The organism is Pseudoalteromonas denitrificans DSM 6059, assembly GCF_900112265.1.
Lineage (GTDB): Bacteria > Pseudomonadota > Gammaproteobacteria > Enterobacterales > Alteromonadaceae > Pseudoalteromonas > Pseudoalteromonas denitrificans.
In genome coordinates, this window is record NZ_FOLO01000051.1 from 31,294 (window position 1) to 41,396 (window position 10,103).

General features: G+C 35.3%; 8 protein-coding genes. 2 read left to right on the top strand and 6 right to left on the bottom strand.

The features are described from left to right. Nucleotides 1-394: 394 nt before the first annotated feature. Nucleotides 395-2,890 carry a GGDEF/EAL domain-containing response regulator gene (locus BM088_RS21345; protein WP_245763885.1) on the bottom strand — a complete coding sequence of 832 codons (2,496 nt, stop codon included), beginning with the start codon at nucleotides 2,888-2,890 and terminating at the stop codon, nucleotides 395-397. Nucleotides 2,891-3,381: 491 nt separating this feature from the next. Here BM088_RS21345 and BM088_RS21350 point away from each other — a divergent pair, with 491 nt between their 5' ends. Beyond that, nucleotides 3,382-4,257: an alpha/beta hydrolase gene (locus BM088_RS21350; protein WP_091989594.1), complete on the top strand. Its 876-nt coding sequence runs from the start codon at nucleotides 3,382-3,384 to the stop codon at nucleotides 4,255-4,257. A 154-nt stretch (nucleotides 4,258-4,411) separates the two neighbouring features. Here BM088_RS21350 and BM088_RS21355 read toward each other — a convergent pair whose 3' ends face one another. The 5 genes from BM088_RS21355 to kynA all read right to left on the bottom strand — a co-directional run bounded on the left by BM088_RS21355 (nucleotide 4,412) and on the right by kynA (nucleotide 9,163). Further along, nucleotides 4,412-5,338: a LysR family transcriptional regulator gene (locus BM088_RS21355; RefSeq protein WP_091989596.1), complete on the bottom strand. Its 927-nt coding sequence runs from the start codon at nucleotides 5,336-5,338 to the stop codon at nucleotides 4,412-4,414. Nucleotides 5,339-5,352: 14 nt separating this feature from the next. Further along, nucleotides 5,353-6,261: an asparaginase gene (locus tag BM088_RS21360; protein ID WP_177208124.1), complete on the bottom strand. Its 909-nt coding sequence runs from the start codon at nucleotides 6,259-6,261 to the stop codon at nucleotides 5,353-5,355. Between the two features lie 2 nt (nucleotides 6,262-6,263). Beyond that, complete coding sequence (locus tag BM088_RS21365; protein ID WP_091989603.1) at nucleotides 6,264-7,490, bottom strand: LLM class flavin-dependent oxidoreductase; 1,227 nt, start codon at nucleotides 7,488-7,490, stop codon at nucleotides 6,264-6,266. Nucleotides 7,491-7,560: 70 nt separating this feature from the next. Then, nucleotides 7,561-8,274: an NAD(P)H-flavin reductase gene (fre, locus tag BM088_RS21370; RefSeq protein WP_091989606.1), complete on the bottom strand. Its 714-nt coding sequence runs from the start codon at nucleotides 8,272-8,274 to the stop codon at nucleotides 7,561-7,563. A 40-nt stretch (nucleotides 8,275-8,314) separates the two neighbouring features. Continuing rightward, nucleotides 8,315-9,163, bottom strand: a complete 849-nt coding sequence (gene kynA / locus BM088_RS21375; protein ID WP_091989608.1) for a tryptophan 2,3-dioxygenase — start codon at nucleotides 9,161-9,163, stop codon at nucleotides 8,315-8,317. Between the two features lie 694 nt (nucleotides 9,164-9,857). Between kynA and BM088_RS21380 the strand changes: the two genes are divergently transcribed. Then, on the top strand, nucleotides 9,858-10,103 hold a 246-nt coding region (locus tag BM088_RS21380; protein ID WP_143085132.1), incomplete at its 3' end, for a transposase.

Genomic DNA, 10,103 nt, shown 5'->3' on the forward strand with positions numbered 1-10,103 from the left:
CAAGATGCTGATATTTTGAAAATTAAAATTTAATAATAGGGAAGTTTATAAAATTAATACGATTCTACATCACTGATAATTCCATTTCAGCGATGTAAAAAAGTAATTAAAAAGCATTATTAAAAACACTCAATAATTAGAGCCTATTGATCTGTGCTGCTCACTTCTGACACTGATTTTTTGTACAAGCAAGCCAAAAAATGTGTCATGTCGTCATTCTACTTAAGTATTTAAAATGCAGAGGGATGAAAAGTAGGCGTGACCCTTAGGGCTCAGCTGAAACAACCTACTTTTTGTTATTTCTAATTCATTTAGCATGACTAAACTTCAATTTTGCTTTGCCATAATTAACTTTAAAGCAAAGCAGAATTCATTCTTAAAAAAACAAAAAACGTTAGGCTAGTGATAAATTATCTTCTTTTAATGGAAATAATACGCTTAGTGCCTGAGGTTTACCTAAAAAATAGCCTTGTGCGTAATCAACATTAATATCGCTTAATAAATCAAGTATCGCTTCACTTTCAACAAACTCAGCAACTGTTTTTTTATTTAACGCCCCCGCAACCTCACAAATTGCTTTTACTAGGGCTAAATCAATTTTGTTATGCAGCATCTCTTTAACAAAAGAGCCATCAATTTTAACTGTGTCTGCAGGTAAGTTTTTGAGGTATGCAAAAGTACTAAATCCAGTACCAAAGTCATCTATTGAAAAATCACAACCTAAATCCGACAAACGTTCAATCATATTTTGAGTCGCACTTAAATTTGACAAGGAAGCGCTTTCTGTTAATTCAAAAATAACCCTCTGAGGTTCAACATTAAAAGTCTTTAAAGTACCTTCAATGAGTGGCAATAGCCGTTTATCCCTAAAAGCCTGCGCAGAAAGGTTAATCGCGATTCTTTTTAGTTCAGGGTAATTAGCTAAATCTTTTAGGGCACAATTAACAACATGATGATCAAGTAAATTCATATCATCAAACTTTTCAAGTGTTGGAATAAACTCATTCGGATAAATAAGTTTGCCCTCAACATTCAATCTAACTAAAGCCTCATAATAAGCAATTTCTTGTGTTTTAATATCAACCACGGGCTGGTAATGCATTTCTAAATGATCATTTTCCAATGCATAATGCAATATATGGATCCACTGCATATTACTTTGAAATTCATCACTTTCTTTATCATCAGAAGTAAAGCAATGTACTTGATTTCGACCTTGGCCTTTTGCAACATATAACGCAATATCAGCACGTTGAAGATAAGTCTGTGCACTTTTCTCCAAACCATCAATGATGCTGACGCCCACACTACAAGTCACTTTGTAAATTTTTTCATCAAATTGAAAATGGCCGGATGCAACATCTTTACATATATTATCGGCTAGGCTTTTAGCAGCTTCTAATTCAGTGTAAGGTAATAAAATTGCAAACTCATCACCTCCAATACGACACAAAATATCACTTTTACGTAATTTATTTTTTAATTGTTCAGAGATATCAGCTAATACTAAGTCCCCCTGACTGTGACCTTGCGTATCATTAATCGCTTTGAAATGATCTAAATCTAAATATAATAACGCGTGCTGTTTTTGTTGTCTTTGTGCCAACAACGTAAATTCAATTAGCTTTTGATCAAAATAATGACGGTTATGCAATTGTGTCAATGGATCATGCAATGCTTGATAAGCGAGTTTTTCTTCAGCCAATTTGCGTGTTGTAATATCATCTATGGTGACAGAGATAGTGACTTTATTTTTTTTGTCACAAATACGATTAAAGCGTGCCTCTACCCAATGCTCTTTTTCTTTTCTATGTTTAAGTCTTAACTCTAATTTTTCTTTTTCTAAATCACCAGCCATTAACTTATCTAATGCACTTTGGTAGGAATTAAGAGAGCATGATTCACTTAGAAAGTGTGACAAACATAAATTAAGTGCTTGTTCACAAGTATAACCCGTTAAATTTAACCAAGACTGATTAACAAATCGTATACGACCTTTTCCATCTAATTCTAAAACACTGGTCGTTAAATTATCTAATAACCTTTGATGTGCTTGCGCAATTGAATTTTTAGCAGTCTCGTTTGTTTTTAATGTTGTAATTGTTTGAGCAAACTGTGCATTGCTGACTAAAAAATCATCTCTTCTCGCTGCAATATCAATCACTTTACGTAATTGCTCAGCTCTAAAGGGTTTACTAATAAAATCACACGCGCCTCTAAACATAAGTTCTTCAGCTAAATCCATAGAACCATGTGCAGTCATAACCACAACGGTTTGATCTGGTTTTTGTAGCAAAATTTGATCTAGAACTTCAGTACCAGACATACCAGGTAACATGATATCTAATAAAACAATATCATAATTGTCTGCTTGCCACATTGCCAAACCTTGGGTGCCATCTTGTGCAATTTCAACAGTGAATTTGTGACGTAACATACGATAAACTAAGTCTGCTGTATCTTCAGCATCTTCAATTACGAGTATTTTATTTTGTATTAAATGACTTGTTATTGTTTGATAATGAGATAACAGATGTGGAATTTGATGATAATTTTCATATGGTAGAATATGGTTAATGCCAAATTCTCTCGCCGTAGTTTCTGCTATTCGCTCACACCAAGTTGAAGCAAGCATAATAAAAGGCGTATCGGCCTTACAATTAAAGACCCCTGACCTTACTAACCTGACCAAACGCCAACCATCCAGTTGACCTATGTCTATATCACTGATCACGCAAGCGATATTTTCTGTTTTCAATACACTCGCAGCAAACTTACCATCATGCGCTTCTATGATGTCATATTGACTATTTTCACCAACAAATGCTTTTAATTTTTCTCGTAATTTAGCATTTGAATGCACTAACAATAATTGCAGCCCGATAGGCATACTGAATAACCTATAACCCTGAAAGGTTGAAAACAAAAAGTAATTTGCATATTAGCATGCCCGATTTTAGTTACAACCTTATTTTCATTTTTGCCTATAAAGACGAAACTTTTAACGTAAATCTTTGTTTTAAAACAAGTGTTGTTTCTATATTTGCAATAGTATTATTGCTTTAAAATATTAAACAGACTGAAGTTGAGGTAATGAATTTCATAACTAATTGAAAAAATTATCTTTTCATTTAAATTTTTTGTTAGTGAATTTAGTAACACATTTATACTCGTTTAAGGGTTAACAAGGTATTATGACTTACCTAATACCTTACTATTCATAGTGAATATCACAATTAAAACTTCTAAAATAGTTTAACTATCTAAAATAGCTCAATCCAAATTCAGGTTAACAAAAAATTCAATTTCTTAGTTAATAGAAATAACGTTATAGTAATTTTAAAATATTGATTAAAAATAATAATTAAAAAATGGATCATCATGTATAAAGACTTTGATTTAGCCAACTTAGAACGTGAGTACTCGCCTAGTAGCTGTATTGACGATATAAATGTATATATCAATAAGTACATTAGCCTCAGTAAAGAAGCTAACGAAAACGCAAAAAAAAATAAATCTCTTAAGGCTGATTTAAGTTACGGGAAGAATTCAGATGAACTGATAGATTTATATCTACCTACCAAAGGAAATAATCGAAAGTTACAGGTATATATACACGGGGGATATTGGCAAGCGCTGACTAAGGCTGAGTCATCTTTTGCAGCCACCAACTTTCAACAGCATGGATGTTATTTTGCTGTGATCAATTACAGCCTAGCGCCCAACGCAAGTCTAAGTGAAATTGTTGAACAAAATAAACGCGCCATTGCCTGGCTATTTTCAAATGCCGAAGCACTCGGGTTTGATGCCAGTGAAATTTATTTATCTGGCAGCTCTGCAGGGGGTCATTTAGCTATGATGATGCTGCAAACTTTATGGTCGGATTACGTAGAAAACAGCAAAAGTAATCAACTTATTAAAGGTGTTTGCGCTGTCAGTGGTATTTACGATCTCACCCCTATAGCACACACCTATATCAACGAACCGCTACAATTGACGGCCACTGAAATTGAAAAAAATAGCCCTTTAAACAATTCATTATTAAATACTTGCCCTGTGGTTTTTGCCTTTGGCGAACAAGAAACGTCAGAATTCAAACGCCAAACAAGTGAGATGCTGATGAAATTAAGCCAAGCAGGCATTGAAGTTTCTTGTAATGAAATTACCAACCGAAATCATTTTGATATTATTTTAGATTTATCTGATCCAAACAGCTGGTTATGTCATCAAGTATTTCGTCAAATGAAGTTAATATAGTTTATATACCCGTGACCATTCATAAAGTAGGGCTTTAGTAAACTGAACCTGAGTGAGATTATAAACGCGAAAATTAACTTATTGCTATTCTCCTCTTTTAGTTTTCACAATAAAGAAGATGACTTAGATTGTTTACGGGTATATCAAAATCAATTTACTGCACAAGATCTGCACGCTCTTGAAGAATTTGGGTCAGTAATTTAACTGGCTTAATCATTTTATTTTGCTTGAGATATACCAAGTGCCAATAAATTTTCAAACCAGACTTGCCCAATTTTACCGTTTTTATCTCATTATTGAATAAGTAAGCTTCTATCAAACGCTCTGACATTATGGTCAAACCCATATTTGCTTTAACTAATTCTATAATCGCTTCGTTAAAACCCACTTGAAGCACTTTCCTGGGTAATATTTTTTTAGGTTTGAAAAATAATTCATATTCTCTGTCTTTTTCAGGCACAGTAGAGTTTGTGATATACACTTCATCTGAAAACTCTTCGGCTTCTAAATAGTGTTTACTTGCGTTTTTATGTTTAGAAGATAAACAAGCCAATAGTTCATCTTGTAAAATAAAACTTGCGCTACAAGCCTCATCTAAGGTGAGCCGCTTTTTAGGGCTAGAGATCATTGCAATATCTATATCACCTCGCAACAAAGCAGCCATAGGCTCATGGGTTGTATTTGCAGTGACTTCTAATTCAATATTTGGCAGTGCTTCATTAAAAGTATTTATGGCAAAAGGTAGCCATTTAAAAGAAGCATAATGAGGTGTGCCAATCCTTAATACCTGTTCAATTCCCTCAGCAAGTAACGAAATATCATATTCTGCCCTTTCTAATTCTTCCAGAATCTTTTGCGCTGAATCTAATAAACGTTTACCAGCACTGGTAATAATAAGTTTTCGGCCTTTACGAATAAATAAATGAGTTTTTAAACGACGCTCGGCTTCTCTGATCCTATTTGTTAACGCAGGCTGAGTGATAAATAAAGCCTGCGCTGCTTCTTTTACTGTGGCCGCTTGATCTATAGTGCAAATCATTTTCAGATGACTAATATTAAGTTGGCATTTATTAATATTCATTATGTGTGATTAACCTAAGGTAAAATACTGTCACTTACATAAGCCACTTGTTCTTGGTTACACTCCTCTACTTGCCAATCAAAACCCAGTGATGCCAGAATTTTTTGTGCTATTAATTTCATTGTTTGTTCATCACGACCATGGGCTACTTTTAATACCACACCTAACCCTTCAGGATAAGATTCATCTTTTATAGCCAATCCTAACAAACCATCCGCTCCTTCTTTGGCTAATACTTTTCCTTGAGTCGCTAACATAATGTCACTATCCATGCGGTTATCACCGCCAATAAACCAAGGCTGTTTTGTCATTGCTGACCAAATCCAATCGCTGTCACTGGTTTTTGCTAAATAAGAGAAGCTGCGAGCTAAATCAGATACGTGGTGCCCTAATGTAGGTAACCCGCACCCATCAGGGCAGGCAATTAAGCTTTGTTGACTCAAACCCATAGCGTATTCAAGCTCGCTCATATACGCCTTATGATAAGGATGATTTTGACTCAAATAATTATCTGTAGGCCAACCTTTTTTCATGCAACCTAAAATAATGCCTGCGTGCTTTCCCGAGCAAGGATGATGCCAGCGGCTTTGTTCATCAGAACCACCCAGTGCAGCAGATATTGGCGTTTGTAATTTACCCCAGTCACTTTGTTTTAATAAGCTTTGTGCCATTGCAATATGCTTTTGTGTGCCACTATGGGAGGCGATAGAAATTGCTTGCTGTTCAGCAGTGAAATCTTTTAATTCATCTTTGAATACTTTCATCTGAAATGGCTTCATGAGTGAGCGGCCATAAATAAGCGGGTCATCACCTAAGCTATGGATCACTTTATCACCATGCACCCAACACAATGCACCATGTACTAAAATTTCGGCGATATTGGCTCTTTTTCTCTCAAATAATATATCAAACTGTGAGGCCACTATTAATTCCTTAACTCTGGTAAAACATGTTCAGCAACTAAGTGCATGCTCTTTTTCACGTCATCATTATTATGATTACTAAAATCAAACCATAACATCACTCTATCATCTTGATGAAAGCGTTCACGCATTTGTTGAATAATTGCAGTTGGACTACCACACAAGGTATTGCTTACCGCTGAGTCTATTTTATTTTGGTCTATTGTGCCTTCCATTGCCTGCCAATAATTTACCATGGCGCTTTTTGCTTGCTGTTGTGCTCTGACACATTTTTCATTTTCATCCGCATCATGATCATTATTGATAAATATCATAGAAGTACGCGGCATCATATCTCGCTGCCATTCACCACCATCAGGATGATACCAATTTTTCATATTCTCATGGGTTTGCTCTATAACGTCATTTGATGTGATTGAAAGGTTAAACACTGAGCAAGGCAATATTTCATTAGCAAGTTTTTGCGCGTGCGGATCATGACTACCAATAACCAGTTGTAATAAACTAAAATCAATATCTTGAGGCACTATCCCTAATTTTTCAAACTGCCAAAATGCAGGAATATAAATACCTTGTTCTTTTGCATCTTCATTATATACATTCGCTTGTAATGCATCCTTCCAAGTTTCTTCAGATCGAAATGCATCACGACCTAGAATAATAGATTTAATATCATCAGAGCTAATAACCTCTCCTTTAAGCAAGCGCAAGAATATCTCAACACCTTGTAAAAATATTTTACCCTTTAAACTCGGCCAAACACCCTTTTCAAACGCATTACGTGGTGCAATACCAAAAGGCGCTGATTGATACGGAAAACGCCCTGAAGCAAAACCTAAAAAGAGTTTACGCTTTTCTGCTTCGTTCAAAGCGTGCAACGCTATAAAATATTTGGTTGCTTCAGCTTTTGTAATTGGACCGCCACCTGATAAAAGGTTCATTATCGCAGAGCCAACATTGATATTTTTAGTACATGAAAAAATACGATGCGCCAACTGAAAAATATCACAATTAAGCCCAATTTCACCTTTAAAATTTGGTACGACTGCATTTGGATTTTCTTTTTGCACTTGCACCGAAAAATGAGACTCAGCTATCCAAGCGGTTTCAAAACCTAAGGTATCGGCTAACTTTATTTGATCAAAAAAGTGTTGCAACATTTGCGTTTCGGTGGGAATAAAATCACCTACCTGAGACTGGCAAATTGAAAAAAAGATATCAAATTTCATTGGTTGTCCTTACAAAAGCATTACCAGGAGTACATTATTTGCTCCTGTCATTTTGATATTAAAATTTAAGTTATTTAATAAAGGCAAAAGCATCCGCAAACATATGTTCTCTAAGCGCACCTTGCTTAATGAAGTCATCACGTACCAGGCCTATCATATCGAAGCGTCCAGCCATATAAATATCGTAAGGTTCAAGTGACATGATGTCTTTCATAACCGCTTGATGCACATAACCCCTATAACCTTGCCAATTGTCATCAGCACGCTCAACAACGGGTATAAAAGTAAAGTTTTTATGCCCGTTTGCCCAAGTTTGCATTTCATCATGTGCATACAAAGCGGAATGCTCTTTTACGCCCCAGTAAAAAAATACAGTCCTAGTACAGCCAATTTCAGCCAAGTGATCGGCCATAGATTTAACATAAGAAAACCCTGTGCCACCAGCTAACATGATAATAGGTCTATCACTATTTTCTCTTAATTGTGAATGCCCTAAGCCCACTTCAATATTCACCTGAGTGTGATTATCATAATGCTTTTGCAAATGTGCCAATGACTCCATCGCATACGAATCAGCATGAGATGCACCAATATGCAATTCAAGTAAGTCAGTTTGGCTTGGACGACTGGCAATAGAAAAAGCACGTTTATCTTTTTCACCTAATACCAGCTGTAAATATTGCCCAGCAAAAAACGTTGCACTGTGTTCAGGTTTGAGTTTAACTTTAAAAACACACTCAGTCAGTGCGTCAATAGACACGACATTTGCCTTTAGTGTTTGCATTGTAAAACCTCATTCATAACTAAATAGCCCAGAGTTACAGTCACAGGTGTGTGCGTAATTCAAATAACTCAGGGAAAAAACTAATATCCAGTGCTTTTTTCAAAAAGCCAACACCAGACGAGCCACCCGTGCCCACTTTATTGCCTATTATGCGTTGCACCGTATACATATGTTTAAAACGCCATTGTTGAAAACTGTCTTCAATATCAACTAGTTTTTCGGCTAATTCATATAAATTAAAGTGCTCATCGGCATTTTGGTATACATTTAACCAAGCTTTCAGCACTGACTCATTGGATTGATATGGTTGACTGAAATCTCGCGCTAAAACAGATTTATCGATTGATAATCCATTTTGTTCAAGTGCTTGAATGGTGACATCATAAAGGCTGGGCTGCGTAATAATCTGTTTTAACTCCTGATACACCAGGGGGTCATTTTCATGTACTTGCAATAAAGACTCATTTTTATTGCCTAACAAAAATTCAATTTTGCGATAACCATAAGACTGAAAACCAGAAGAATGACCTAATGCATCACGAAACTTTAAATAATCAACAGGTGTTAAAGTAGACAGAATATTCCAAGATTGCGTAAGCTGGTTAAGTATTTGTTTAACACGAGAAATCACTTTAAAGGCGTGACCAAAATCACCATTTTGAATATTTTGCACAGCTTTACTTAATTCATGTCCTGCCAGCTTAAGCCATAATTCACTGGCCTGATGTATGATGATAAATAGCATTTCATCATGCTGATCCGATAATGGATTTTGTGCCGATAAGATGGGCCCTAAATTGAGATAATCGCCATATGACATATCATCTTTAAAATCGGTATGAATCGCATCTTCCATAGGTCGATAGTTATTATTATATGGACAACCCATAATTTTAGCTCCACTTTAAATTTCTTTAAAATCACCCTGAATCTATGCTTAGTTAGGTGAAATTTTAATTTATAAATAAAGTTTAGCGCGTTTCAATTGATAAGAATAATTATATTATTTATATTAATTCATTCAAAAAATGAATACTTAATTGTAAGGACTTTCACAGGACAAAATGATGCAAAGGTAAAAGGTAAAAGGTAAAAGGTAAAAGGTAAATAAAATAAGCAGGTAAAAGGTAAATAAAATAAGCAGGTAAAAGCAAGAGTGCTATCAATTCTGTATAAAAATGTATTATGAGGTTACTGTAGATTCCACTCACTCTGGACCAGCAGTATGATCAAACTGAACCTAGACTCCATATTAAGCTGGACCAGAACATAGGAAGTTTTGGACCAAATTAGTAAAAACGGCAAAAATTCAACCTTAGTATTGCACTGAAACCACATTAGCTTTATATACTACTAATTCATTGCATGTGCATTTTTCAGCCGATGGTTTAATCCGTATTAGTTAACTCACTTTTTTATTTATTCACAGAAAACTGTAGGATTGAAAGTTTGCTCTTGTCCAAACAAAAGCCTCGTAATATACGAGGCTTTATGTAGGGGCTGTTGATCTTTGTTTGAATTTTGTGCGTAAGTGACAATCTCGTATAATTCACTTCGCCAAAACCAAACTAAACGAGATTGTCATGCCCCGATTAATGCTCACTGATGAGCTGTGGTCGAAACTAAAAGCTATATTGCTTGAAGATAGAGTTTATAACAAGCTTGAACATCGACAAACACTAGAAGGAATACTTTATCGCTTACGTGTTGGCTGTCCGTGGCGTGATTTACCTGAATGTTTTGGGTTGTGGAATACCATTTATCGTCGTTTTCTTCTTTGGTCAAGAAAAGGCATATTAATGAGACTGTTCAAAACTTTAGCAAAAAAT

Coding starts and splice junctions, on each gene's coding strand:
- BM088_RS21345 (WP_245763885.1), bottom strand. CDS start 2,890: ATGCCTATCGGGCTGCAATTATTGTTAGTGCATTCAAATGCTAAATTA.
- BM088_RS21350 (WP_091989594.1), top strand. CDS start 3,382: ATGTATAAAGACTTTGATTTAGCCAACTTAGAACGTGAGTACTCGCCT.
- BM088_RS21355 (WP_091989596.1), bottom strand. CDS start 5,338: ATGAATATTAATAAATGCCAACTTAATATTAGTCATCTGAAAATGATT.
- BM088_RS21365 (WP_091989603.1), bottom strand. CDS start 7,490: ATGAAATTTGATATCTTTTTTTCAATTTGCCAGTCTCAGGTAGGTGAT.
- fre (WP_091989606.1), bottom strand. CDS start 8,274: ATGCAAACACTAAAGGCAAATGTCGTGTCTATTGACGCACTGACTGAG.
- kynA (WP_091989608.1), bottom strand. CDS start 9,163: ATGGGTTGTCCATATAATAATAACTATCGACCTATGGAAGATGCGATT.